General features: G+C 73.8%; 7 protein-coding genes. 2 read left to right on the forward strand and 5 right to left on the reverse strand.

All coding sequences use genetic code 11. The annotated features are described in order from the left end of the window. Nucleotides 1–3: 3 nt before the first annotated feature. The gene (locus ACZ5VD_RS32765) at nt 4–1,113 is read right to left on the reverse strand and encodes a FecCD family ABC transporter permease (protein ID WP_468551552.1); all 1,110 of its coding nucleotides are present in this window, start codon (nt 1,111–1,113) and stop codon (nt 4–6) included. 122 nt (nt 1,114–1,235) lie between these two features. Next, nucleotides 1,236–2,276 (reverse strand): FecCD family ABC transporter permease, encoded by a 1,041-nt coding sequence (locus ACZ5VD_RS32770; protein WP_468551553.1) that lies wholly within the window; start codon nt 2,274–2,276, stop codon nt 1,236–1,238. A gap of 180 nt (nt 2,277–2,456) precedes the next feature. Here ACZ5VD_RS32770 and ACZ5VD_RS32775 point away from each other — a divergent pair, with 180 nt between their 5' ends. Together ACZ5VD_RS32775 and ACZ5VD_RS32780 are read left to right on the forward strand one after the other, a co-directional pair. Beyond that, nucleotides 2,457–21,476: an amino acid adenylation domain-containing protein gene (locus tag ACZ5VD_RS32775; protein WP_468551554.1), complete on the forward strand. Its 19,020-nt coding sequence runs from the start codon at nt 2,457–2,459 to the stop codon at nt 21,474–21,476. A gap of 14 nt (nt 21,477–21,490) precedes the next feature. Next, the gene (locus ACZ5VD_RS32780; protein ID WP_468551555.1) at nt 21,491–21,700 is read left to right on the forward strand and encodes an MbtH family protein; all 210 of its coding nucleotides are present in this window, start codon (nt 21,491–21,493) and stop codon (nt 21,698–21,700) included. Nucleotides 21,701–21,759: 59 nt separating this feature from the next. Here ACZ5VD_RS32780 and ACZ5VD_RS32785 read toward each other — a convergent pair whose 3' ends face one another. From ACZ5VD_RS32785 to ACZ5VD_RS32795, 3 genes are read right to left on the reverse strand one after another with little or no spacing between them, the layout of a single operon-like run. Then, a complete protein-coding gene (locus ACZ5VD_RS32785; protein ID WP_468551556.1) occupies nt 21,760–22,833 on the reverse strand; it encodes an iron-siderophore ABC transporter substrate-binding protein in 1,074 nt (357 codons plus the stop codon). A gap of 13 nt (nt 22,834–22,846) precedes the next feature. Next, nucleotides 22,847–24,730, reverse strand: coding sequence for an ABC transporter ATP-binding protein (locus ACZ5VD_RS32790; protein ID WP_468551557.1), 1,884 nt, complete (start codon nt 24,728–24,730; stop codon nt 22,847–22,849). Further along, nucleotides 24,727–26,448, reverse strand: a complete 1,722-nt coding sequence (locus ACZ5VD_RS32795; RefSeq protein WP_468551558.1) for an ABC transporter ATP-binding protein — start codon at nt 26,446–26,448, stop codon at nt 24,727–24,729. The genes ACZ5VD_RS32790 and ACZ5VD_RS32795 overlap by 4 nt, the downstream gene beginning before the upstream one ends. Between the last annotated feature and the right edge of the window lie 91 nt (nt 26,449–26,539).

Genomic DNA, 26,539 nt, shown 5'->3' on the forward strand with positions numbered 1-26,539 from the left:
TCTTCAGCCTCCTGAACCTGCGCGGTTGGCGCGGACGAGCAGCCACAGCAGCACGGGAGCGCCGAGCACTCCCGTCACGATCCCGACCGGCAACTCGGTGTCCGGGATCAGTTCGCGGGCGACGAGGTCGGACCCGAGCACCATCACGGCACCGGTCAGTCCCGCCGCGAAGGGGGGCGGGAACGCCGTACCCGCCAGGCGCTGGGCCACCTGCGGGGCGGCGAGCGCCACGAAGGCGACCGGGCCCGCGGTCGACGTCCCGAAGGCCACGAGTCCGACCGCGACGAGCAGCACCGCCACCCGTACCGTCTGCACCCGGGTGCCCAGGCCGCGCGCCACGTCGTCCCCGAGCTCCAGGGTGCGCATCAGCCGGCCGAGCAGCAGCGCCGCCGGCAGCAGCACGGCCAGGGCGATGGCCAGGGGGCTGATCTGGCTCCAGGTACGGCCGTTGAGGTTGCCGACCAGCCAGCCGAGCGCGGACTGCGCCTGGAAGCGCTGGCCGCGGGCCATCAGGTAGTCGGTGGCGCTGGTGCAGATCCACGACACCCCGACGCCGACCAGGACGATCCGGTAGCCGGTGGTACCCCGTTTCCAGGCCAGCGCGTACACGAGGAGCGCCGCGGTCAGCGCGCCGAACAGGCCGAGTGCCTGGGTGCCGAGCCCGCCGTCCCAGCCGAGGACGATGCCGGCGACCACGGCCACGCCGGCGCCCTGCGTGATGCCCATCATGTCGGGACTGGCGAGCGGGTTGTGCGTCATCGCCTGGAGCAGGGCGCCCGACACCCCGAAGGCGACGCCGACCAGCAGCCCCGCCAGGGAGCGCGGCAGGCGCAGTTCGTGGACGATGAGCCGGGTGCCGGGATCGCCCCCGCCCACCAGGGCCCGCGTCACGTCGGCCAGCGACAGGGGGAGGTCCCCGACCGCGGTCTCCACGCAGAACGCCAGGAACGCGAGGGCGGCCAGGACCAGTGAGACGGCCAGCAGCCGGGGGCGCAGCAGCCCGGACACGGGTGGGGTGGCCAGCCGGAAGGTGACCCGCCCGGCGGTGCGCCGCGACGGCGTCCGGTCCCCGGGGCCCGGCCGGCCGGCCGCCGGTGTGAGCTCGGTCGTCATGGCTTACGGCTCCACGGGGTCGGTCGGCCGGAGGGGAGGGCGGGCGCGATGCCCACCGAGGCAGGGGTGGCCGTCTGCCGGTTCTGTCCGGTGCGCCGTTCGGCAGCCGCGGTCGCCATCGCTCACAGCTCCGCGAGTCGACGACGGCGGACCAGCGCGATGAAGAACGGGCCGCCGATGAAGGCGACCAGGACACCGGCCTGGATCTCGATCGGGCGGTCGATCAGCCGGCCCGTGATGTCCGCGGCCAGCAGCAGACAGGGGGCGAGCACGGCCGACAGGGGCAGCAGCCAGCGGTGGTCGGGGCCGACGCCCGCGTACTGGGCGAGAACGCGCGCGATGTGCGGCACGACCAGGCCGACGAAGACCACGGGGCCGATCACGGCGACGGCTCCACCGGTCAGCAGGGTGACGGCGACCACGCCCTGGATGCGCAGCAGCCCGAGCTTGAGCCCGAGCGAGGTGGCGACGTCGTCGCCCAGCGCCAGGCTGTTGAGGGACGGCGCGCAGGCCAGGGCGAGCACGGCACCCACGGCGAGGAACGGCAGGACCCGCAGCAGGACCTGGGTGTCCTGGTCGGCGAGTGAGCCCGCCGACCAGAAGCGGTAGCGGTTCAGGGCGTCCGGGTCGGTCAGCGCGACCGCGCTGGTCAGCGAGAAGAGCACCGAGGTCACCGCCACGCCGGCCAGGGCGAGTTTGACCGGCGTCGAGCCGGAGCGGCCGAGCCCGCCCAGGACGTAGACCAGCACACTCGCCCCCAGTGCGCCGGCGAAGGCGAACCAGATGTAGCCGTAGAGGGAGCCGATGCCGAGAACGCCGACCGAGAGGACGACGGCGAAGGCGGCGCCCGCGCTCACCCCGAGGATCCCGGGATCCGCCAGGGGGTTGCGGGTCAGCGCCTGCATCAGCGCGCCGGAGAGTCCGAGCGCGGCCCCGGTGGCCAGGGCGAGCGCGGTGCGCGGCAGCCGTACGGACCAGATCACGGTGTCGACGCGGGCGCTGGGGGGATGGCCGACAAGGGTGTTCCAGACCTGGTCGAGGGGTACGGAGAGTGCGCCGTACGCCATCGACAGGGCGCACAGCCCGAGGAGCGCCGCGCACGGCAGTGCGAGCAGCAGGACTGCGCGGGGGCTGGTGGCCGCCCGGACCGGCGAGGTCCCCACGTGAACTTCCTTTGGTCAGGCTTGCCTTAACTGTAGAGGCGAGGTCACCCGTTGTCCCCCATCGGGGTCCGTTGCCAGGGCTGCCTCTGTGGGCACCCTGTGAATTAGGTAACCCTTACCTTAGTATGGCGCCGTTCCTCCGGCTCAGGGCCGGGACGACGCCTGGGGAGGCACGTAACTGTGTGCGGGTCCGAAGAACTCCTGGCCTATTGGCGGCGAACGCTCACCCCCCTTCCGCCCGCGACCGCGCTGCCCTTCGACCGGCCGCACCCGCCGGAGCCGGACCCCCGGCGCGAGCACCGCGCCCTCGACGGCCTGCCCGAGGCCCCGGACGCCGTGCTGCTCGCCGCCTTCGTCGCGCTGCTGCACCGCTACAGCGGAGCCGTGGATCTCACCGTGGGCCAGAACGGGCTGCCGGTGCGGGTGTCCGTCGACCACGAACCCACCGTCCGGGAACTGGTGCGGAGGGTGACACAGGCGCAGGAGGAGGCGGCCGTCCACTGGGCGCCCGTGGAGGTCATCGTCGACGAACTGGCGCCCCGGCCGACCAGGGGCGGCGGACTGTTCGTCAATGTCGCGTTCGGCACCGCCCGCCATCCCGCCGGGGAACTGCCCGGCCCGGTCGACCTGTCGCTGGAGGTGGCCGAGGGCGCCGTCCGGGCGACGTACGACCCGGCGCTCTTCGACGGTACGACGGTGGAGCGGCTCCTCGGCCACTACCGGACTCTCCTGGCCGACGCGCTGGCCCGGCCCGACACCTCCGTGGTCGGGCTCGCCCTGATGGACCCCGACGAGTACCGCCAGGTCGTCGTCGAGTGGAACGCCACCGCGCACACGGTCCCCGAAGGCACCTGGCCCGCCCTGTTCGCCGAGCAGGTCCGCGCCCGCCCGGACGAGGTCGCCCTGGTCTTCGAGGACGAGCGGCTGACGTACGCCGAACTCGACGAGCGCGCCAACCGGCTCGCCCACGCCCTGATCGCCCGGGGCGCCGGTCCCGAACGCATCGTCGCGCTGGCGCTGCCGCGCTCCGCCGAATTGATCGTCGCCGAGGTCGCCGTCCTCAAGTCCGGCGCGGCCTATCTGCCGATCGACCACGACTACCCCGCCGACCGCATCGCCTACATGCTCGACGACGCCGCCCCCGTCTGCCTGGTCACCGACGAGGAGACCGCACGGGACCTGCCCGAGCGGCCCGCCCTGACCACGCTGGCGCTCGACGCCCAGGACACGGCGGGGGAGTTGGCGAACCGTCCGGCGCACGACCCGACCGACGCGGACCGGGGGGCGCCCCTCACCGTCCTCAACGCCGCCTACGTCATCTACACCTCGGGCTCCACGGGACGCCCCAAGGGTGTCGTCCTCGCCCACAGCGGGGTCGCGAAGCTCATCGCCACCCAGAGTGAACGTTTCGGCATCGGTCCGCACAGCCGGGTGCTGCAGTTCGCCTCGCCCAGCTTCGACGTCGCCTTCTGGGACCTGTGCCTCGGCCTGCTCTCCGGCGGCCGGCTCGTCGTCGTACCCGCCGAACTGCGGGTGCCCGCCGCGCCGCTGGCCGACTACGCCGACCGGCACGGCATCACCTTCATGATCCTGCCGCCCGCCCTGCTCGCCGCGATGCCCGACGACGTGCGACTCCCGCCCACCGCGACCCTGTTGGCGGGCACCGAGCGGGTCTCCCCGGAGCTGGTGGGCCGTTACGCCCGCGGCCGGATGATGTTCAACGCCTACGGCCCCACCGAGGCCACCACCAACTCCACCCTGGGCCTGTGCGACCCGGACATCCCGGCCGGCTCCGTCGTCCCGATCGGCGTACCCGACCCGGGCACCCGCGCCTTCGTCCTGGACGCCCGCCTCGGCCCCGTCCCCGCGGGCGTCACGGGTGAGCTCTACCTCGGCGGCGCCGGACTCGCCCGCGGTTACGTCGGCCGACCGGACCTGACCGCCGAACGGTTCGTCGCCGCCCCCGACGGCATCGCCGCCGCCCCCGGAGAGCGGCTGTACCGCACCGGTGACCTGGTCCGCTGGCGGGCCGACGGACGCCTGGAGTTCCTGGGCCGCGCCGACACCCAGATCAAGATCCGCGGCTTCCGCATCGAACCGGGCGAGATCGAGTCCGTCCTGCGCGCCCACCCGGCCGTCGACCAGGTCACCGTGGTCGCCCGTGAGGACCGGCCCGGCGACCGCAGACTCGCCGCCTACGTCGTCCCGGCCCTCGACACCCCCCGCGGAGACGACGCGGACGGGCAGGTCGAGGAGTGGCGGGAACTGCACGAACTCCTCTACCGCGCCGCCGGATCCGAGGGGCGGCGGGAGAGCGCGGACGGCTTCCGCGAGAACTTCGCGGGCTGGAACAGCATGTACGACGGCAAGCCCATCCCCGTCGAGGAGATGCGCGAGTGGCGCACGGCGACCGTCGACCGGATCCGTGAACTCGGCGACGTCCGCCGGGTGCTGGAGATCGGCGTCGGCAGCGGCCTGATCCTGTCCGCCGTCGCGCCCGACTGCGAGGCCTACTGGGGCACCGACCTCTCGCACGAGGCGATCGCCGCGCTGCGCGCCCAGGTCGGTACGGTCCCCGAACTCGCCGCCAAGGTCGAGCTGAGCGCCCGCCCCGCCCACGACACCGACGGCCTGCCCACCGGCTTCTTCGACACGATCGTCCTCAACTCCGTCGCCCAGTACTTCCCGAGCGCCGACTACCTCGCCGACGTCCTGCACCGGGCCACCACGCTCCTCGCACCCGGCGGACGGATCCTCGTCGGAGACGTCCGCAACCTGCGGCTGCTGCGCACCCTGCGCGCGGCGGTGGAGACCCGGCGCGCCACCGACGGCCCCGACCCCGAGGACAAGAGCGCCCTGCGCGAGGCCGTCGAGCGCTCGGTGCGCTGGGAGGGCGAACTCCTCCTCGACCCGGACTTCTTCGCCACCCTCGACGGTTTCGACGCCGACATCCGACTCAAGCGGGCCGCCCACCACAACGAACTGAGCCGCTACCGCTACGACGTCGTCCTGCGCCCCGGCCCGCCCGCGCCCCCCGCGCCGGACGAACGCGAGGTCCCGTGGAGCGAGGCCGGCGCCGGTCTCACCTCACTCACCGGGCTGCTGACCGCACGCCCGGCCCGGCTGCGGATCACCGGTGTGCCCAACGCCCGCATCACCGACGACCTCGCCGCCCTGCGCGCCCTCGACGGCAGCAGCCGGGAATCCGCCGCCGGCACCGACCCCGAGGAACTGCACGCCCTCGCCGCCGCCCACGGCTACCGCGCCGTGACGACATGGAACGGCGCCTCCGACGACGGCGCGTTCGACGCCGTGCTCACCCCCGACACCGCCCTCACCCCGGACACGGACGTCCCCGTCACCGGCCTCTACCGCCCCGCCGGCGGCTACGCCCACGCCAACCGTCCCGCTCCCTTCCGCGACGTCACGGCCCTGATGCGGACCCTGCGCGGGCACGCCGGCGCCTGGCTGCCCGACTACATGGTCCCGTCCGCGTTCGTGCCCCTGCACGCCCTTCCGGTCACCCCCAGCGGCAAGATCGACGAACGGGCCCTGCCCGCCCCGGACTACGCGGCCCTGAGTTCCGGACGGCCCCCGCAGACTCCGCGCGAGCGGCTCCTGTGCGGTCTGTACGCCGAGGTGCTGGGCCTGGACTCGGTGACCGCCGAGGACGACTTCCTCGCGCTCGGCGGCGACAGCATCACCGCCATCCACCTGCTGGTCCGGGCCCGGGAGGCGGGCCTCACCCTCACCACCCGGGACGTGTTCCGCCACCGCACGGCCGAGGCCCTCGCACAGGCCGCCGTCACCCGCACCGCGGACGGCACGGCCACCGACGCCCCCCTCGTCGAGGCGGACGCGGCCGAACTGGCCGAGATCCAGGGCCGGTTCCCGCTCGACATCGAGGAACTCCTGCCCCTCACCCCCCTCCAGCAGGGCTTCTTCTTCCACGCCCTGACCGCCACGACAGCGCCGACCTGCGGCACCGACCGCGCCGTGGGCGACACCTACGTCGTCCAGCAGGTCATCGACCTCACCGGACCGGTCGACGGGCCCACCCTGCGCCGCGCCGCCCAACACCTCCTGGACCGCCACGCACCCCTGCGGGCCGCCTTCCGCCGCCGCTCCGACGGCACCCCCGTGCAGATCATCACCAGGGACGCCGAACTGCCCTGGCGCGAGGTCGACCTGTCCACCCAGGACCGCACGGACCGCGACCCCCTCGGAGAGACCGTCGCCGAGGAGGAACGCGCCGCGGGCTTCGACCTGTCCGCGCCGCCGCTGCTGCGCTGCGCGCTGATCCGCCTCGGCGCCCACCGCAGCCGCCTGGTCCTGACGTTCCATCACATCATCGCCGACGGCTGGTCGCTGCCCGTCCTGCACCGCGAACTCATGGCGTTCTACGGCACCGACACGCCTCCGCTCGCGGACGTCACCCCCTACCGCGCCTTCCTGCGCCGCCTCGCCGGGCAGGACCACGACGCGGCCCGCGACACCTGGCGCACCGCCCTCGCGGGCCTGGACGAGCCCACCCGCCTCGTCACCGCGCCGCCCACCGAGAGCCCCGTACGGCCCGCGCACGTCCGTGTGGAGCTGCCCGAGCGGACCACCGCGCTGCTCGCGGACCGCGCCCGCGAACACGGCGTCACCCTGGGCACCGTCGTACAGGCCGCCTGGGGGCTGCTGCTCGGCCGGCTCACGGGCCGTGACGACGTGGTGTTCGGCACCACGGTCTCCGGCCGCGACGGCGAGGTCGACGGCATCGCCTCGATGGTGGGCCTGTTCATCAACACCCTGCCCACCCGCCTGCGGTGGTCACCCAGGGAGACCTTCGGTGAACTCCTGACCCGTCTCCAGGACGAACAGGCACGTCTGCTGGACCACCAGCACCTGGGGCTGGCCGAGATCCAGCGGATCTCCGGTCACGCCGGCACGGGCGAACTCTTCGACACCCTCGTGGTGTTCGAGAACTACCCCGCCGAGGCCGACCTCCGTGACGCCTCCGGCACCGTACGCATCACCGCCGACGCCTTCAACGACACCGTCCACTATCCCCTCGCCCTCGTCGTCAAGCCGGGCAGACGCCTCGACCTGCGGCTCAAGCACCACGCCGACCGCCTCGACGCCGACCGGGTCCGTACCCTCGGCGACCGGCTCGCCCGCGTCCTGGAGGCCATCGCCGAGGACCCGGCCCGGCCCGCCGCCTCCCTGGACCTGCTGACGTCCGACGAGGCCCTGCGCGCCCACCCGCACGGCGTGGAACGGGACGTCCCGGAGACCACCCTCGCCCGGGCGTTCACGGACCAGGTGGGCCGCACCCCGGACGCGACGGCCGTCGTCTTCGCCACCGAACGGCTCACCTACGCCGAACTCGACGCCCGTGCCGAGGTGTTGGCCACCCGGCTGCGCGACCGGGGCGCCCGTCCCGGCGAGTTCGTCGCGGTCGCCGTACCCCGCTCGGCCGCACTCGTGGTGGCCCTGCTCGGCGTACTGAAGTCGGGGGCGGCCTATCTGCCGCTCGACCTGGACTACCCGGCCGACCGGGTGGCCCACATGCTCGCCGACTCCGGCGCGGGGACCGTGATCACGCTCGCCGGGAGCGCCGACCGGCTCCCGGAGACCGACGACGCGCGCGTCCTGCTCCTGGACGCCGCCGAGGAAGCGCCTTCGGGGACCGGGACCGCCCCGCGTCCGGCGGGCCCCGACGACCCGGCGTACCTCATCTACACCTCCGGCTCCACCGGCCGCCCCAAGGGCGTCGTCGTCACCCACCGCTCGATCGTCAACCGCCTCGCCTGGATGCAGGGCGCCTACGGTCTGCGCGCCGACGACCGGGTGCTGCAGAAGACCCCGTCCGCCTTCGACGTCTCCGTCTGGGAGTTCTTCTGGCCGCTCCTCGAAGGCGCCGCCGTGGTCCTCGCCCGCCCCGACGGCCACCGTGACCCGGCCTACCTGGCCGGGCTCGTCCGCGCCGAACGCGTCACCACCCTGCACTTCGTGCCGTCCATGCTGGAGGCGTTCCTTCAGTCCGACGAGGTCACCGAGGACCCCGCGTGGGCCGCCCCGCTGCGCCGCGTGTTCAGCAGCGGCGAGGCACTCCCGGCCGCCGCCGCCGCCCGCTGGCACAGGCTCACCGGCGTCCCCCTGCACAACCTCTACGGCCCGACCGAGGCGGCCGTCGACGTCACCCACCATCCCTGTGAAAGCACCGACACCGCCGACCAGGGCCCCTCCGTGCCCATCGGGCGCCCGGTCTGGAACACCGGACTGCGCGTCCTCGACTCCTGCCTGCGCCCGGTCCCCGACGACGTCCCCGGCGAGCTGTACCTGACCGGCGTACAACTCGCCCGCGGCTACCACGCCCGACCCGCCCTGACCGCCGAGCGCTTCACGGCCGACCCCTACGGCCCGCCCGGAACCCGCATGTACCGCACCGGCGACCTGGTCCGCCGACGTCCCGACGGGGTCGTCGAGTATCTGGGCCGTACCGACCGACAGGTCAAGCTGCGCGGCAACCGCGTCGAACTCGGCGAGATCGAGGCCGCGTTGACCGCCCTGTCCGAGGTGGCGCAGTCCGCCGTGACGGTCCGGGACAACGCCCTCGTCGCCTACGTCGTCCCGGCCGCGGCCGTCCCGGAGGCGACCGTGCTCCGTGACGCGCTCGCCGCCACGCTCCCCGCGGCCCTGGTCCCGGGCGCCTGGGTGGTCCTCGACGCCCTCCCGCTCACCCCGAGCGGCAAGCTGGACCGGGCCGCGCTGCCCGCCCCGCAGACCGTCCGCGCGGAGGCCCGCGCCCCGCGCGATCCGCGCGAACAACTCCTCACCGAGATCTTCGCCGCCGTACTGAAACTGCCCGACGCCGGTGTGGACGACGACTTCTTCCTGCTCGGCGGCGACAGCATCAGCTCCATCGCCGTCTCCAGCCGGGCCCGCCGCGCCGGTCTCGCCCTCGACCCGCGGGACGTCTTCGAGCACCGCACCCCGGCCGCGCTCGCCGCCGCCGCGACCGTGGACCGGGTACAGACCGTCGAGGCCGCCCCCGCCTTCACCGTCACCGAGGAGGAACGCGCCCGAGTCGAACGGCTGGCCCCCGGCCGGGTCGAGGACGTGTGGCCGCTGGCACCGCTCCAGGAAGGCCTGTTCTTCCACTCCACCTACGACGACGGCACCCTCGACGTCTACACCGTCCACGAGTCCTTCGACTTCGCCGAACGCGTCGACACCGGACGGCTGCTGACCGCCGCCCGTACCCTGATCGCCCGCAACCCCAGCCTGCGCGCCGGGTTCACCAGCGAAGGGCTGCGCCAGCCGGTGCAGTTCATCGTGCGCGACGCGGAGATCCCACTCACCGAGGTCGACCTCTCCGTCCTGCCGAGCGCCGAACAGGACGCCCGGATGCGGGAGTTGATGGACGAGGAACGCTCCCGCCGCTTCGACCTCACCCGCCCGCTGCTGTTCCGGCTGCTGCTCGTGCGGCTCGGCGCCGGGCGCGGCGACCGCCTGGTGATCGGCCGTCACCTGATCCTGTGGGACGGCTGGTCCGCCTGGCTGTTCCTGGACCAGCTGTTCGCGCTGTACGAGAACGGGGGAGACCCCGAGGGGCTCGCCCGGCCCGGCTCCTACCGCGACTACCTGACCTGGCTGGAGCGCCAGGACGACACGGAGGCCACCGGGGCCTGGCGCACCGCCCTGGCCGGGTTCGAGGAGCCCACGCTGCTGACGCCCACGGTCTCCGACCGCGGCCTGGAACCGGTGATCCCCGAGCACCTCGACACCGTCCTCGCCCCCGAGGTGGGGGACCGGCTGCGCGACACCGCCCGGCGGCACGGCCTCACCCTGAACACGGTCCTCAACGCGGCCTGGGGCCTGGCCCTGGCCGCCGCGACCGGCCGGACCGACATCGCCTTCGGTACGACCGTCGCCGGACGCCCCAGCGAGGTGCCGGACGTCGAGAACGTCATCGGCATGTTCCTCAACACCGTGCCCGCCCGCGTCGCCTTCGACCCGCGCGAGCCCGTCCTCGACCTGCTCCGACGCATCCAGGGCGAGCGACTGGCACTGATGCCGTACGAGTACCTGGGCCTCGGCGTGCTCCAGGCCGAGACGGGCCACCGCCGGCTCTTCGACACCCTCTTCGTGCTGCGCAACGCCGACACCGACGAACGGCTCGCCGAACTGCGGGAGCGGCACGGCGCCACCGCCGTCGCCAACGTGGACGCCACCCACTACCCGGCCAACCTGGTCGTCACCCCCGGCGAGCGCGTCCGCGTCACCCTCGCCTACCGCCCCGACCTGCTCGACGACACCCGGGCGCGCGGCTTGCTGGACCGGTTCGTGCTCCTCGTCGCCCGCCTGGTGGCCGACCCGGCCGCCCCCGTCGGCTCACTCGCCACCGAACTCCCGGACGAGGCCGCCCTGCTGGCCCGCGAGGACGCCGACAACCGGCAGCCCGTGCCGCACGAGACCGTCGCCGACATGCTCGCCGCCCAGGCCGCCCGCACCCCCGACGACACGGCCCTCGTCTTCGGCCCGGACACCCTCACCTACGCCGAACTCGACGCCCGCTGCAACCGCATGGCACGCCTGCTGATCTCCCGCGGCGCGGGCCCCGAGCAGGTCGTCGCCCTCGGCCTGCCGCGTTCCCTCGACACGGTGGTGGCCCTGTTCGCCGTGCTGCGCACCGGCGCCGCCTACCTGCCGCTGGAACTCGACCACCCCGCCGAGCGGCTCTCCCTGATGCTGGCCGACGCCCGCCCCCTGCTCCTCCTGTCGAACCGGGCGGTGTCGGACACCCTCACGGGAGACATCCCGCGGCTGCTCCTCGACGACCCGGACACGGCCACCGAGCTGGCCGCCCTGCCCGAGACGCCCGTCGAGGTGTCCTTCCGTCTCGACCACCCCGCCTACGTCATCTACACCTCCGGCTCCACCGGCCGCCCCAAGGGCGTGGTCACCCCGTACGCCGGCCTCACCAACATGCAGCTCAACCACCAGAAGGAGATCTTCGCCCCGGCCATCGCCTCGGCCGGCGGACGGCGACTGCGCATCGCGCACACCGTGTCCTTCGCCTTCGACATGTCCTGGGAGGAGCTGCTCTGGCTCGTCGAGGGACACGAGGTGCACATCTGTGACGAGGAGTTGCGGCGAGACGCCACCGCGCTGGTGGCGTACTGCGAGGAACACCGCGTCGACGTCGTCAACGTGACCCCGACGTACGCCCATCTCCTCATCGAGGAGGGCCTGTTGGAGGGCCACCGGCCGCCCCTGGTGCTGCTCGGCGGGGAGGCCGTCACCGAGACCGTGTGGAACACCCTGAGGGACACCGAGGGCACCTACGGCTACAACCTGTACGGCCCCACCGAGTACACCATCAACACCCTCGGCGGCGGCACCCACGACAGCGCCACCCCGACCGTCGGCAAGCCCATCCGCGCCACCCGCGCCCGCATCCTCGACACCTGGCTGCGCCCCGTGCCCGACGGCGTCGCGGGCGAGCTGTACATCGCCGGCGTGGGTCTGGCACGCGGCTACCTCGGCCGGCCCGGCCTGACCGCCGAACGGTTCGTCGCCGACCCGTACGGGCTGCCCGGCGAGCGCGTGTACCGCACCGGCGACCTGGTTCGCCGACGCCCCGACGGCAACCTGGACTTCCTCGGCCGCACCGACGACCAGGTCAAGATCCGCGGCTACCGCGTCGAGCTGGGCGAGATCGAGACCGCCCTCGCCCAGCACCCCGAGGTCTCCCAGGCCGCCGTCATCGCCCGCGACGACACCAGCGCCCCCGGCACCCAGCGGCTCGTGAGCTATGTCGTCCCCGCCGAACCCGACGCCGAGGTGCGCGAGTCGGCCGAGCGGGAGCAGATCGGGGAGTGGCGGGAGATCTACTCCGCCGAGTACACCGAGATCGGCACGGCCCTGAACACCGAGGACTTCGCCGGCTGGGACAGCTCCTACGACGGCACCCCGATCCCCGTGGCGCACATGCGCGAGTGGCGCGAGGCCACCGTGGCCCGCATCCGCGAGCTGCGGCCCCGCCGGATCCTGGAGATCGGCGTCGGCTCCGGTCTGCTGCTGTCCCGGCTCGCCCCGGACGCCGAGGCCTACTGGGCGACCGACTTCGCCGCCCCCGTCATTCGCAAGCTCGGCGACGAACTGCGGGCCGACCCGGAACTGGCCCGCAAGGTCGAACTGCGCTGCCAGGCCGCGGAGACGACCGACGGTCTGCCGGACGGCTTCTTCGACACGATCGTCATCAACTCCGTCGTCCAGTACTTCCCGAGCCTGGATCACCTGCACCAGGTCGTCCGTGGCGCGCTCGGCCTGCTCGCACCCGGCGGCTCCCTGTTCCTCGGCGACGTGCGCGACCTGCGCCAGGCCCGCGTCTTCCAGTCCGGCGTCCAGACCGCCCGCGCCGGCGAGGACACCGACCCCGGGGCGCTGCGCCGGGCCGTGGAGCGTGGCCTCGCCCTGGAGAAGGAACTCCTCGTCGACCCGGACTGGTTCACCACCCTCGGTGTCGGCGTCGACCTGCGCACCAAGACCGGCCGCCACCACAACGAGCTGACCCGCTACCGGTACGACGTCGTGCTGTACGAGGGGGAGGGCCTGTCGTTGGCGGGCGCCCCCGTCGTCGACTGGACCGGGCCGGACGCGCCGCTCGCCCGCCTCGACGGCACCGGACCGCTCCGGGTGCGGAACATCCCGGACGCCCGCACGGCCGCCGACCTCGCCGCTCTGCGCGCCCTGGACACCGGGCGCCCGACGGCCGTGGCCCCGACGGGTGTGGAACCGGAGGACCTCAGGGAGACGGCAGAGGCACGCGGCTACCGGCTCCTGACCACCTGGTCCGACGAACCCGGCCGCTACGACGCCGTGTTCGTCCCCGGCACCCGGAACCCGCGCACCGCAGGCCTCTATCGGCCGCGCACCGACCGCGGTGACGCCCCGTTCGCCAACACCCCGGCCGCCGGACGCGGCCACACCGCGCTCATCAGGCGGCTCCGCGACGACCTCGGGCAGCGACTGCCCGCCTACATGGTGCCGTCCGCCTTCGTGGTGCTGCCACGGCTGCCGATGAACGACAACGGCAAGCTCGACGTGCGCGCGCTGCCGGACGCCGAGCCCGCGGTCGCCCTGTCGGCGGGGCGCGGTCCGCGCACCCCCGTCGAGGAGGTGCTGTGCCGGCTGTTCGCCGAGGTACTGGGGCTGCCCCGGACCGGCGCGGAGGACAACTTCTTCGACCTGGGCGGCCATTCGCTGCTGGCGACCCGGCTGATCAGCCGGGCCCGCACCGAGCTGGGCGCCGAACTGGCGATCCGCGACCTGTTCGAGGCGCCCACCCCCGAGACCCTGGCGCTGCGGGCGGCGGCCGGTCACCCGGCCCGCCCGGTCCTGGAGCCCGCCGTCGAACGGCCCGCCCGCATCCCCCTGGCGGCCGCCCAGCGCCGACTGTGGCTCGTGGAGCGGATCACCGGGGACGGCGTCGCGTACAACTTCCCGCTGGTGTTCCGGCTCCGGGGCGCCCTGGACGTCGACGCCCTCCGCACCGCCCTGCGTGATGTGACGGACCGTCATGAGGCGTTGCGCACCAGGTTCCTTGAGGCCGACGGTGAGCCGTACCAGTGGATCGCGGCACCGGGGGAGGCCGAACCGGAGGTCCGCCTCTCATCGGGGCCCGGGACCGGACTGGCGGACTGGATCGAGGAGACCCAGCGCCGTCCGTTCGACCTGAGCGCGGACCTCCCGGTGCGCGCCGAGGTGCTGCGGCTGGCGGACGACGACCATGTCGTGGCCGTCGTACTGCACCACATCACCACCGACGAGTGGTCCGACCGTCCCTTCCTCGCCGACCTCCACCACGCGTACACCGCCCGCAGCACGGGCCGGACCCCCAAGTGGGCACCGCTGCCGGTGCAGTACGCCGACTACACCCTGTGGCAGGAACGGCTGCTCGCCGAGGTCGAGGAGCGGCAACTCGCCTACTGGACGCACGCCCTGAGCGGACTCCCGGAGGAGATCCCGCTGCCCCTGGACCGCCCGGGGGCCGCCCGGACCACCGGCCACGGGGCCGTCGTCCGCGCCGCGCTCCCGGACACCCTCTCGGACGCGCTGCGGGACCTCGCCGGCACCCACCAGGTCAGTATGTTCATGCTGTTCCAGGCCGCCACCGCCGCGCTGCTGCACCGGCTCGGCGCCGGGGACGACATCCCGCTCGGCGCGCCCATCGCGGGTCGTACCGACAGCGCGGCGGACGACCTCGTCGGCTTCTTCGTCAACACGCTCGTCCTGCGCACCGACCTGACCGGCACCCCGTCCTTCGAGACGCTCCTCGGACGAGTCCGGGAAGCCGCCCTGGCCGCGTTCGAGCACCAGGACGTGCCGTTCGACCGGGTCGTCGAGGCCGTCAACCCGGCGCGTACCGCCGACCGCAACCCGCTCTTCCAGGTCATGCTCGGCTACCACCACCGGCCCGACGGCGACCCCGACCTGTTCGGTCTGTCCACCGAGTGGTTCGACATGGACAACGGCAGGGCCAAGTTCGACCTGGACTTCACCTTCGTCGACCACGGCCCCGGCCAGGACATGGCCCTCCTGCTGGAGTACGCCACCGACCTCACCGACGAGGAGACCGCCACCGGGCTCGCCGAGCGGCTGCTGAACCTCCTGGAGCAGGTCGCCGCGGATCCCGCCCGGCCCCTGCGCTCCCTGCACGTCCTGACGGCCGCGGAGGAGACGGCCGCCGCGACCGACTGGAACGACACCTCCCGGCCCGTGGAGACCCGGTCCGTCACGGAGATCCTCGACGACGTCGTCCGCGCCCGGCCCGACGCGCCCGCCCTCACCACCGGGAAGTCCCGGTACACCTTCCGGGAACTGGGCGCGCGCGTGGACGCCGTCGCCCGGTTCCTGCGCGGCAGGGGCGCCGGCGCCGAGCGGGCGATCGGACTCGCCCTGCCCCGCCACCTGATGGTCCCGGCCCTCCTCGGCGTCCTGAAGTCCGGTGCCGCCTATCTGCCGCTCGACCCCGAATACCCGGCCGACCGGCTGGAGTTCATGCTCGGCGACGCGGCCCCGCTGTGCGTCCTCACCACCGCGGAACTGGCACCGAGACTGCCGGCCGGACACCCGCTGGTCCTGCTCGACGAGAGCGACCTCGCGACCGCCCCAGCCCCGGACCTGACGACCGAGGCCTCCGCCGCCCTCACCACCGCGGACGCCCCGGCCGCCGCACCTCCCGCCCCCTCCGGCGCCGCCTACCTCATCTTCACCTCCGGCTCCACCGGCATCCCCAAGGGCGTCATCGGCACCCACCGCGGGCTCGGCAACTTCTTCGCCGCCCACCTCGACGACCTCATCCGGCCCGCCGAACAGTCCCTCGGCCGCACCGGGCTACGGGCCGTGCACGCGGCCTCGTTCAGTTTCGACGGCTCCTGGGAGCCGCTGATCTGGCTCCTCGCGGGGCACGAACTGCACGTCACCGACGAGGCCGTCATGGCCGACCCGGCCGCGCTGCTCGCCTATCTGGGCCGGGAGCGGATCGACTTCCTCGACGTCACCCCGACCTACCTCCGCGAGCTGATCCACCACGGCTTCCTGGAGTCCGGCGCCCACCTCCCCGGCGTCATCGCCGTCGGCGGCGAGGCGACCCCGGCCCCGCTGTGGGAGCGGCTCTGCGCCCTGCCCGGCACTCAGGTCCACGACCTGTACGGACCCACCGAGAGCGCCGTCGATGCCTACGGCTGGCACAGCGACGCCTCAGGACGCCGGGCCGCGCCACTCGACAACATCCGCGCCCATGTCCTCGACGACGCCCTGCGGCCCGTCCCCGTGGGCGTCAGTGGCGAGCTGTATCTCGCCGGCGAGGGCCTGGCCCGCGGCTACCTCAACCGGCCGGGCCCGACCGCCGAGCGGTTCACGGCCGACCCGTTCGGTGCGCCCGGCAGCCGCATGTACCGCACCGGCGACCTCGTCCGACGCCGCCGTGACGGGTCCCTGGAGTTCCTCGGCCGGGCCGACGGACAGGTCAAACTGCGCGGCTTCCGCATCGAACCCGGCGAGATCGAGGCACTGCTGGCCACCCACCCCGACGTGGCCACCGCCGCCGTGGTGGTCCGCGAGGACACCCCCGGAGTGCGCAGGCTGGTCGCCTACGTCCTCCCGGCCGCCGGACGCGTCCCCGACCCGGCGGAGCTGCGCGGTCACACCGCCGCGGCGCTGCCCGCGCACATGGTGCCGACGGCCTACGTCACCGTCGCGGCCCTGCCCCGCACGGTCGCCGGCAAGCTCGACGAGAAGGCGCTGCCCGCCCCCGACCGCACCGCGCTCACCTCCGGCCGCCGGCCCCGCACCCCGCGCGAGGACCTCCTGTGCGAGGCCTTCGCCGCCGTCCTCGACGTACCCGAAGCGGGCATCGACGACGACTTCTTCGCCCTCGGCGGCCACTCGCTGCTGGCGATGCGGCTCACCGCGCGGATCCGGGCCGCGCTCGGCGCCGAGGTGTCGCTGCGTACGGTCTTCGACGCCCCGACGCCGGCCCGGCTCGCCCGGCACCTCACGGACTCGGTGGTCACGACCCGCCCGCCGCTCACGGTCCGGGAACGCCCCGCCCGGCTGCCCCTGTCCTCCGCCCAGCAGCGTCTGTGGGTGCTGTACCAGGTGGAGGGCCCCAGCGCGACGTACAACATCCCCTCGGCCTGGCGGCTGACCGGACGTCTCGACGTCGGGGCGCTGCGCGCCGCCGTGCACGACGTCGTCGTGCGCCACGAGACGCTGCGCACGGTCTTCCCCGACGACGAGGGCCGCGCCCACCAGCTCGTCCTGGCGCCCGACGAGGTCCGCGTCCCCTTCGAACTGACCGACACGGACGACGACCTGCTGCCGGAACTGCTGGCGGAGGCCGGTGCGTACGGGTTCGAGCTGGACCGTGAACTCCCGCTCCGCGTGCATGTGTTCCGCACCGGCGAGGAGGAGTGGACCCTCCTGCTGCTCCTGCACCACATCGCCGGGGACGAGTGGTCGGAGGGCCCGCTGAACCGGGACCTCGCCCTCGCGTACACGGCCCGTACGGCCGGGAAGGCTCCCGAGTGGGCGCCGCTGCCGGTCCAGTACGCCGACTACACGCTGTGGCAGCGGGAGGTTCTCGGCGACGAGAAGGACCCCTCCAGTCTGTCGGCCCGGCAGATCGCTTACTGGAAGGAGGCGTTGGCCGGTCTGCCCGAGGAGCTCGCGCTGCCCGTGGATCGGGCCCGCCCGCTGGAGGCGACCTACCGCGGCGGTGCGGCCGACCTCTCGCTCGACGCCGAACTGGGCGCCGCCCTGCACCGGTTGGCGCGCGACAACGGGGTGAGCGTCTTCATGGTGCTCCAGGCCGCCGTGGCCACCCTGCTCACCCGCCTCGGCGCCGGCCACGACATCCCCATCGGCAGCCCCATCTCCGGCCGGAGCGACGCGGGCCTGGACGAGCTGGTCGGGTTCTTCCTCAACACACTGGTGCTGCGCACCGACACGTCCGGCGAACCGACGTTCCGGGAGCTCCTCTCGCGTGTCCGGGAGTCCGACCTGGCCGCGTTCGACCACCAGGACGTGCCCTTCGAGCGGCTGGTGGAGGCGCTGAACCCGGCCCGGTCGCTCGCCCGGCACCCGCTGTTCCAGGTGATGGTGGTCTACCTGGCGTCCGGCGGGGACGACACGGGACTGCCCGGAATGGACGCCCGCCGGGACGACGTGGCGCAGACGTCCGCCAAGTTCGACCTGTCCTTCGACTTCGTGGAACGCGGCGACGGCGGAGGTGTGGACGGCGTCCTGGAGTACAGCGCCGACCTCTTCGACCACACCACCGCGCAGTCCTTCGCGGACCGGCTGCGACGCGTCCTGCGCGCCGTGACCACCGACCCGGACACCACGGTCGGCCGGATCGACATCCTCGACCCCGACGAGCGGGCCCGGCTCGTCGGCGGCTGGCACGGCAGGCCGCTCACCGGCGAACCGACCACCGTGCCCGCCCTCTTCGAGGAACAGGCACGACGGCACGCGGACCTGCCCGCGGTCGCCTCCGACGGCATCGAGCTGACCTTCGCCGAACTCGACGCCGACGCCAACCGGTTGGCCCGCCTGCTGGTCGAGAGGGGCGCCGGACCCGAGCGGTCGGTTGCCCTCGCGCTGCCCCGCACCGCACGGTTCCTGACGGCCGTCCTCGCGGTCCACAAGGCGGGCGCCGCCTATCTGCCGCTGGACCCGGACGCACCCGTGGAACGCACCGCGGACGTCCTCGCCGACGCCCGCCCCGTCCTCACCCTCACCACCCGCGAACTGGCCGCCACCCTGCCACCCGGCACCGCACCCCTGCTGCTCGACGACCCCGCGACGGCGGAACGCGTCGCCGCCCAGGACCCGGCCGCCCTCACCGACGCCGACCGCACCGCGCCGCTGACGCCCCGTCACCCGGCGTACGTCATCTACACCTCGGGCTCCACCGGCCGCCCCAAGGGTGTGGTCGTCACCCACGAGAGCCTCGGCAACCTCTTCCACAGCCACCGCGAGACGCTCTACGCCCCCGCGATCGAGGCCGCCGGGCGACGGCATCTGCGCGTCGGCCACGCCTGGTCGTTCTTCTTCGACGCCTCCTGGCAGCCCCAGCTGTGGCTGCTGGACGGACACTGCGTCCACGTGCTGTCCGAAGAGGTGCGACGCGACCCCGAACTGGTCACCGAGGCCGTGCTCCGGCACCGCCTCGACTTCCTGGAGGTCACCCCCTCGTTCTTCGCGCAGATGACCGACAGCGGCCTGCTGCGCGACGGCGACTGCCCCCTCGCGGTCGTCGGCGTGGGCGGCGAGGCCGTCCCCGCAGCCCTCTGGAAGCGGCTGGCCGCACTGCGCGGCACCGAGGCGTTCAACCTGTACGGGCCGACCGAGTCGACCGTGGACGCCCTCGTGGCACGCGTCCGCGACAGCGAACGCCCCCTCGTGGGACGGCCGGTGACCGGCACGCGCGCCTACGTCCTCGACGACCGCATGCGGCCGATGCCGCCCGGCGTCCCCGGCGAGCTGTACCTCGCCGGCGGCGGTCTCGCCCGCGGCTACCTGGGCAGCCCCGGCCTCACCGCCGAGCGGTTCGTGGCCGACCCGTTCGGCCCGCCCGGAACACGCCTGTACCGCACCGGAGACCTGGCCCGCTGGACCGCCGACGGACGCCTCGACTACCTCGGCCGCGCCGACGACCAGGTCAAGATCCGCGGCTTCCGGATCGAACCCGCCGAGATCGAGGCCGCGCTCACCACCCACCCCGAGGCCGGCCAGGCCCTGGTGACGGTCCATCAGGACGGCCCGCGCAAGCTCCTCGTCGCCTATGTCGTCCCGGCCCTCGGCACGGCACCCGACCCCGCGCTGCTCCGCGCCCACGTCGCCGCCCGCCTCCCGGACCACATGGTCCCGGCGGCCGTCGTCGCGCTGCCACGCCTCCCGCGACTGGCCAACGGCAAGCTGGACCGGGCCGCCCTGCCGGCGCCCGACTTTGCCGCCCTGTCCTCCGGACGGGCACCCGCCACCCCCGTGGAGGACCTGCTCTGCACGGTCTTCGCCGAGGTCCTGGGTCTCGAACGGGTCGGTGTGGACGACGACTTCTTCGCCCTCGGCGGTGACAGCATCGTCGCCATGCAACTCGTGGGCCGGGCCCGCGCGGCGGGCCTCAGGGTCACCCCGCGGCAGGTGTTCCGCCACCGCACGGTGGCCGCGCTGGGCACCGTCGCCGAGGCGGCCGACGCGACCGTGGCCCGCCCCGCGGACGACGGCACCGGCAGCGTGCCGCTCACCCCCGTGATGCACTGGCTGCGCGAACTGGGCGGCCCCTTCGCCACCTACCACCAGGCGGCGCTGGTCCGCACGCCCGCGGCCCTGGACCTGCCCGGCCTCACCGCAGTCCTCCAGGCACTCGCCGACCGGCACGACCTGCTCCGCGCCACCCTGGTCCGCCCCTCCCGCGAGGACACCGCGGACTGGTCGCTGCACGTGCCGCCCGTCGGCACGCTCGACGCGGCCGGGTGGATCGAACGCGTCGACGTCTCCGGTTCGGACGCCGCCGCGCTGGGCGAGACCGTACGCGAACACACCCACGCGGCACGGGAGTCGCTCGACCCGGACGCGGGCGCCATGGTCCGGGCCGTGTGGTTCGACGCGGGCGACGCCCCCGGACGCCTGCTCCTGATGGGCCACCACCTCGTCGTGGACGGCGTGTCCTGGCGGGTGCTGCTGCCCGACCTCGCGGCGGCCTGGCAGGACGTCCGCGCCGGCCGGCCGGTCGGCCTCGTCCCCGTCGAGACGTCGTTCGCCCGCTGGTCGCGGCTGCTCACCGAGCTGGCCCAGGCGCCGGAACGGGAGGCCGAACTCCCCGTGTGGACACGGATCCTCGACGGCGGCGGCACCGAACCCCTCCCGCTCACCCGGGAACGCGACCCCGACCGCGACACCGCCGCCACCCAGCGCGAGGTCGTGCTGCGCCTGCCCGCCGAACACACCGGTCCGCTGCTGTCGGCGGTGCCCGCCGCGTTCGGCGCCGCCGTGGGCGACGTCCTGCTGGCCGGGCTGGCGCTGGCCTTCGCCGACTGGCGGCGCAGGTCGGGGAGTTCGGACAGTTCGATCCTCGTCGACCTCGAAGGACACGGCCGCGAGGAGGAGGTGGGCGGCGACGGGATCGATCTGTCCCGTACGGTCGGCTGGTTCACCAGCGTCTTCCCGGTCCGGCTCGATCCGGGTCCGGTCGACACGGCCGAGGCCTTCGGGGGCGGCCGGGCGGCGGCGGAAGCCGTACGGCGGGTGCGCGAGCACCTGGCGTCGTTGCCGGCGAACGGCGTCGGCTACGGCCTGCTCCGGCACCTCAACCCCCGTACGCGGGAGGTGCTGGCGGGCCATGAGCCGGCCAGGGTGGAGTTCAACTACCTGGGCCGGTTCGGCATCCCGGAGGAGACGGACTGGTCGTACGCGCCCGAGGAGGACGCGGCCGACATCGGCGCGGAGGCGGCGATGCGCGAGGGCCACGCCCTGAGCATCAACGTGGTGACCGAGGACCGGGCGGACGGGCCGGTGCTGTCCGCGCACTGGTCGTATCTGGAGGGGCTGTTGCCGCGCGAGACGGTCCAGGATCTCGCCGAGACCTGGTTCCGGGCCCTTCAGGGGCTTCTCGCGTGGGCGGAGCGGAACCCCGAGTGAGAAAGAGGAATGGAATGAGCAACCCGTTCGAGGACCCCGAGGGCGTCTACCTGGTGCTCGTCAACGACGAGAACCAGCACAGCCTGTGGCCGGACTTCGTGGATGTGCCGGCCGGCTGGCGGACCGTCCACGGGCCCGACTCCCGGCAGGCGTGCCTGGACCACGTGGAGACCCACTGGACCGACATGCGCCCGCGCAGCCTGGCCGACTCGATGGACGGCTGAACACGAGGAGGGGGCCCGGCGATGACGCCGGGCCCCCTCCTCGTGTGTGCGACGCCCGGTCAGGACGCGGGCTGCTCCACCTTCGTGGCCGGCTTGCCGTCCACGGCCGCCGCCAGCTGCGGCGCCAGCCGCTCCACCAGATACGGCAGGCTCAGCACCGACACGAAGGACGTGGCGTTGCCGTAGTCCGAGCTCTCGGCGATGAACACCTCACGCCCCTGGGAGACCACCTTCAGGTCCTTGTACGAGGCGTCCTTGTGGAGCTTGGCGGCGTCCTTGGTGGTGTCGCCGACGATCCACACGATCGCGTCCTGGTCGAGCAGATCGGTGCGCTCCTTGCTGATGTTCGCGCCGAACTGGTCCCCGATCACCTTGTCCAGGTCCGTGGGCAGGGAGAACCCGAGGTCGGTGAGGACCCGGGAGCGCACGTCCTGGCTGCCGTAGACGAACATGCCCTCGTACGGGGTGGCCATCACGGCGCTCTTCCCCTTGAACTCGGGGTGCTCCCCGACGGTCGCCGCGATCTTGGCCTCGGTCGCCTTCACGGCCGCGGAGGCCTCCGCGGACTTGCCGAGGGCCTTGCCGATCGTCTCGGTCTGCTCCTGCCACGGCACGCCGTAGTCGTTGTACTCCTTCGGCTGGGCGACCACGGGCGCGAACTTGGACAGCGACTCGTACTGCTCCTTGGTGATCCCGCCGTACACGGACAGGATCAGGTCCGGCCGCAGCGCGGCGATCTTCTCCACCTGCGGTCCGGTGCCCGTGTCCTTGAGGACCGTCGGCGCCTTCGCCCCGCCCAGCTTGTCGGACGCCCACGGGCCGATCGCGCCCTTGTAGCCGCCGAGCCACTCGGTGGTGCCGACCGGCACCTTGCCGAGGGCGAGGACCGCGTCCTGGTCGGTGAGGCCGACGGTGACGATCCGCTTCGGCTCCGACTTGATCGTCGTGGAGCCGAACTTGTGCGTGAGGGTGACCGGGAAGGCGGACGTCCCGGAGGAACCCGCCTCCGAGCCGGCGTTCGACGAACCGGAGTCGTCGTCGCCACCGCAGGCGGTGGCGGTGGCGAGGATGACCAGGGCGGAGACGAGCGCGGCGGCCGTCCGTGGCGCTCTGCGGAAGCGGAAGCGGGGCATCGGTGGTCCTTCTTTACGGATTCCTGTGGTGCCGGGCAGTGGATGTGGGGGAGTGGGGCTGGGGCCTGGAGTCGGTGTCGCGGGTGTCGGACCAGGCCTGCCACAGCGTCGCGTACGGGCCCTGGGAGGCGCGCAGTTCGTCGTGCGTGCCGCTCTCGACGACGCGGCCCGAGTCCATGACGACGATGCGGTCGGCGGTCGCGGCCTGGCTGAGGCGGTGGGCGACGATCAGCGCGGTCCGGCCGTCCACGGCACGGGCGACGGCCTTCTCCAGATCGCGGGCGCCCGCGCTGCCCGCCTCGGCGGTGGCCTCGTCGAGGATCACCAGCGGCGGATCGGCGAGCACCAGCCGGGCCAGCGCCAGGGCCTGGGTGCGGGCGCCGCTGAGCCGGTGGCCGCCGTCGCCGACCACCGTGTCCAGGCCGTCGGGCAGGGCCTCCGCCCAGTCCAGGGCGTCCACGCGGGCGAGCGCGGAGCGCAGCTCGTCGTCGGTGGCGTCCGGGCGGGCGAGTCGCAGGTCGTCCGCCAGCGGGCCCGCGAAGACGTGCGTCTCCTGGGTGAGCAGGGCGATCGTCCGGCCCGCGGCGGCCGGTCCGAGCTCGGCCGGCGGCACCCCGCCGACCAGGACGCTGCCCTCGGTGGGCCGCTGGATGCCCGCGACCAGCCGGGCCAGGGTGGTCTTGCCGGCCCCGCTGGCGCCGACGAGCGCCACCCGCTCCCCGTGCCGGATCGTCAGGTCGACGTCGGACAGCACGGGATGTCCGGCGCGGTAGGCGTGGCCGAGTCCGCGCACGACGACCTCGACCGCGCCGGACGCGGCCGGCCGGGCCGGTGCCGCGGGGGGCGGCTGGTCGGTCACCCCGACCAGCCGGGCCAGGCCCGCCGTCGCCGACTGGGCGTCGTCCAGGAGGACGAGGGCCGAGTTCACGGGACCGAACAGACTGTGGAAGTACAGGGCCGCGGCGGTCGCCGTGCCGACGGACGCGGCGTCCCGGCTCACCAGCCAGCAGCCGGTGACGAGGACGGCCGCGAGCCCGATGTACTCGGCCACGTGCAGCCGGCTGTAGAAGCCCAGCACGAGCCGGACGCCCTGCATCATCAACGACACCAGGGACCAGGACCGCTCGGTGACCCGCTCGGTGTGCTCCCGCTCCAGCCGGAACGCCCGCACGGTCGAACTGCCCCCGACGGTGTCGAGCAACTGCTGCTGCTGGGCGCTGCCCGCCACCCGCTGGCGGGCATAGAGGGGCACGGCATGGGCGACGTACCAGCGCGCGGTCGCGACCTGCACGGGCACCGCGAGCAACGCGGCCAGCAGGAACCGCCAGTCGAGCAGGGCCAGCGCGCCCAGGGTGAGGACGATGGTCAGCAGTGAGCGGGCCAGTTCGGGCAGCGCGCTGCGCACGGCGTCCGCGATGAGCGACACGTCGGCGGTGACGCGGGCGGTGAGATCCCCGGCGCCGGCCTTCTCCACCCGCTCCAGGGGCAGATCGAGGGCCCGCTCGACGAACTTCTCGCGCAGCCTGGCGAGCGTCGTCTCACCGAGCCGGGAGATCAGCGACAGCCCGAGCCCGGAGGTGACGCCCTGCGCGACGGCGACGGCGACCAGCAGCGCGGCGGTCGTGGTGACGGCGTCGACGGACCCGCGGTCGGCGGCCAGGTCGACGATCCGCCCCAGCAGCGGCTGCACGAGCAGCCCCACGGCGGTCGAGACGACCATCACGGTGAACGCCGTCAGGGCCAACCGCCGCTGCGGGCGCACCAGTTCGGCGACCGCGGCGCGGGTGCGGGCGGGCGTGGCGACGGGCAGCAGCGTGGGCGCGCCCCGCAGCTCGGTGTCGACCTGGAGCGGCCCTTGAGGTTCGGTGGCCGGAGGGCGGCCTGGGGACTCGGTCATGCCAGGACCGCCGTCCGGTACGTCGCACAGTCGTGGACGAGCTGTTCGTGGGCGCCGGTCGCGGTGAGCCGGCCGCCGTCGAGGAGGACGACCCGGTCGGTGACGGCGAGCAGCGCGGGGCTGTTCGTCACCAACACGGTGGTGCGGCCCTCGCGGACGTCCTTGATCCCGGCGGCGATACGGACCTCCGTGACGGCGTCGACGGCCGTGGTCGGTTCATGCAGGACGAGGACCGGCGCGTCGGTGGCGAGAGCCCTCGCCAGGGCCACCCGCTGCCGCTGTCCGCCGGAGAGCGAGTGTCCGCGCGCGGTGACGGCGGTGTCGGCGCCGTCCGGCAGGGTGCGCACCACCTCGTCCGTCGCGGAGGCGGTGAGCACGGCGGCGACCCGCGAACCCGGTCCGGCGGGCGCGGCGGCGGTGACGTTCTCCAGGAGGGTGCCCTCGAACAGGTCCGCGTCGTGCTCCGCGACCAGCAGTGTGCCGCGCAGCCGGGCCAGGCCCAGCGCGGCCAGTTCGGTCCCGTCCAGTTCGACGGTCCCGGCGTCGGGATCGCCGCGCCGGCCGAGGCAGCGCAGCAGCGCCGACGCGTCGGCCGGGTCGGTGGTGACGACGCCGACCGTCTCCCCGGCGGCGATGTCGAGATCGAGGTTGCGCAGTGTGCCGTACCCCAGGCCGCGCAGTCGCAGCGGCAGCCCGGGACGGTCGTCGGACCGCGGTTCCGCGGCGTTGTCGGACGAGGTGCCCGGGGACACGGACCGGGGGGCCTCCAGGACGCCGGCGATCCGGGCGGCGGAGGCCCGGCCCTGGGCCAGCTCGGCGTTGACCCACGAGAACTCGGAGAGCGGGCCGATGAGGAAGAGGGCGAGCGCGACGGACGAGACGAGTTCGCCGATGCCGATGTCACCGCGTGCCGCGAGCCGCCCGCCCACGAGTGCGATCACGGCCAGGAACGTGCCGGTCAGAATGGTCACGACCGCGCTCTGCCAGGCCTCGGCGCGCGCCGCGCGCAACGTGGCCGTCAGCGACCGCCGGCTGATGCGCCGGTAGCGGGAGACGGCCGCGGGCTCGGCGCCGATGCCCTTGAGGACCCGCAGTCCCGCCACGAGGTCCGCGGCCACACCCGAGGCCCGCGCGGCCTGTTCCTGCTCGGTCTCGCTGCGCCGCTCCAGGGGCTTGCTCAGCAGATGGACGAGCCACAGCAGCAGCGGGGTGCCCAGCAGCACGAGCAGACCGAGCGGCAGCGACACGCGCAGCAGCACGACGGCTCCGACGACGATGCCCGTCGCGGCCGCGATACCGACGATGAGGGCCATGGTGACGGCACCGACCCGCTTGGCGTCCTCCGTCGCGATGTTCGCCAGCTCGCCGGACAACCGGCCTTCCTCCGCCCCGCCCTCAGGCGCGAGGACGCGGCCGACGACCTCGGACCGGAGCCGGTGGGCGGCGGTCAGCGAGGCACGTTCGCCGGCCCGCGCGCTGAAGCGGAAGCTGAAGGAGAGGCCCACGTAGACGACGGCGAGGATCCCGAGCCACGACAACAGCCCGGGAATGTCGCCGTCCACGACACCCTCGTCGATCGCGAGCCCGATGAAGACCGGGACGAGGGCCTCGCCGGTCTGATGTCCCATGCCCAGCACCGCACCGACGACCACATCACGGCGCTGCTCGCGCACGGAGCGCCACAGCACCTTCCGGCCGGGCGGATCCGCCTTGCCCACTCGTCCCCCTGCACCGATGACTCACCGTGTTCGAGCATTCTGATCACAGACTTAGGTAAGGCTAACTTCCATTTCCCTGCTCGGCTAGCCC

It is taken from the genome of Streptomyces sp. NPDC032822, assembly GCF_055578825.1.

Coding starts and splice junctions, on each gene's coding strand:
- ACZ5VD_RS32790 (WP_468551557.1), bottom strand. CDS start 24,730: ATGACCGAGTCCCCAGGCCGCCCTCCGGCCACCGAACCTCAAGGGCCG.
- ACZ5VD_RS32765 (WP_468551552.1), bottom strand. CDS start 1,113: ATGACGACCGAGCTCACACCGGCGGCCGGCCGGCCGGGCCCCGGGGAC.
- ACZ5VD_RS32780 (WP_468551555.1), top strand. CDS start 21,491: ATGAGCAACCCGTTCGAGGACCCCGAGGGCGTCTACCTGGTGCTCGTC.
- ACZ5VD_RS32785 (WP_468551556.1), bottom strand. CDS start 22,833: ATGCCCCGCTTCCGCTTCCGCAGAGCGCCACGGACGGCCGCCGCGCTC.